Source organism: Pseudomonas edaphica, from assembly GCF_005863185.1.
Taxonomy (GTDB): domain Bacteria; phylum Pseudomonadota; class Gammaproteobacteria; order Pseudomonadales; family Pseudomonadaceae; genus Aquipseudomonas; species Aquipseudomonas edaphica.
In genome coordinates this window covers 1-1159 of record NZ_VBVZ01001012.1, presented here as the reverse complement: position 1 = coordinate 1159, position 1159 = coordinate 1, and the positions used below count along the sequence as shown (strand labels likewise).

Genomic DNA, 1159 nt, shown 5'->3' with positions numbered 1-1159 from the left:
GTACTGGATCGGGACGGCGTGACCTTGCGCGACTACAGCGAAGTGACGGATGCGCTGCGTGCAGTTCCGGCGGGTGTCAGCCTGCAAGTTGATCCGGCACGCGTCACCACCGGTTTGCTGGAAAACCTCGATGCCGGCGTGAAGCTGGTCGAGGGCTTGAACCCGACCACGCTGGCCAAGTCGCGCAAAAGCCTGGCGGACGCCGAACATATCCGCCAAGCCATGGAGCAAGACGGCGCGGCGCTGTGTGAATTCTTCGCCTGGCTGGACAGTGCGTTGGGCCGTGAGCGCATCACCGAGCTGACCATCGACGAGCACTTGACCGCCGCGCGTACCCGTCGCCCCGATTATGTGTCGCTGAGTTTCAACACCATCGCAGCGTTCAACGCCAACGGTGCGATGCCGCATTACCACGCCACCGAAGAAGAGCATGCGTTGATCGAAGGCGATGGCCTGTTGCTGATCGACTCCGGCGGCCAGTACCTGGGCGGCACCACGGACATTACGCGGATGGTGCCGATCGGCACGCCGAGTGATGAGCAGAAGCGCGACTGCACGCGCGTGCTCAAGGGCGTGATTGCCCTGTCCAGGGCACATTTCCCCAAGGGCATTCTCTCGCCATTGCTGGATGCCATTGCCCGTGCGCCGATCTGGGCCGAAGGCGTGGACTACGGCCACGGTACAGGTCATGGCGTAGGCTATTTCCTGAATGTGCACGAAGGTCCGCAGGTGATCGCCTACCAGGCCGCCACCGCACCGCAAACCGCAATGCAGCCGGGGATGATTACTTCGATTGAACCAGGTACCTATCGCCCGGGTCGCTGGGGCGTGCGCATCGAGAACCTGGTGTTGAACCGCGAAGCGTGCAAGACCGAGTTCGGTGAGTTCCTCAGGTTTGAAACCCTGACCCTGTGCCCGATCGACACCCGTTGCCTGCAGCCGTCGTTGCTGACGGCGGATGAGCGCGAATGGTTCAACGCTTACCACGCCGAGGTGCGTGAACGCCTGAGCCCGCTGCTCAGTGGTGCAGCCTTGGAATGGCTGCAGGTGCGTACCGCCGCTATCTGATCGGTTGCCGTTCAGGGGCCTTGCCCCTGGCCGGCTGGCGTCGATTGGGGGCCGACACCACCTAATTCGCCGATACGCAACGTGACATGGA

The 1159-nt window shown here is 62.8% G+C and carries 1 protein-coding gene; it reads left to right on the top strand.

The genetic code is table 11. The features are described from left to right. Nucleotides 1–1068 (top strand): aminopeptidase family protein P (locus FEM54_RS32900; RefSeq protein ID WP_138454321.1); only part of this gene is annotated, 1068 nt, incomplete at its 5' end. Nucleotides 1069–1159 lie beyond the last annotated feature (91 nt).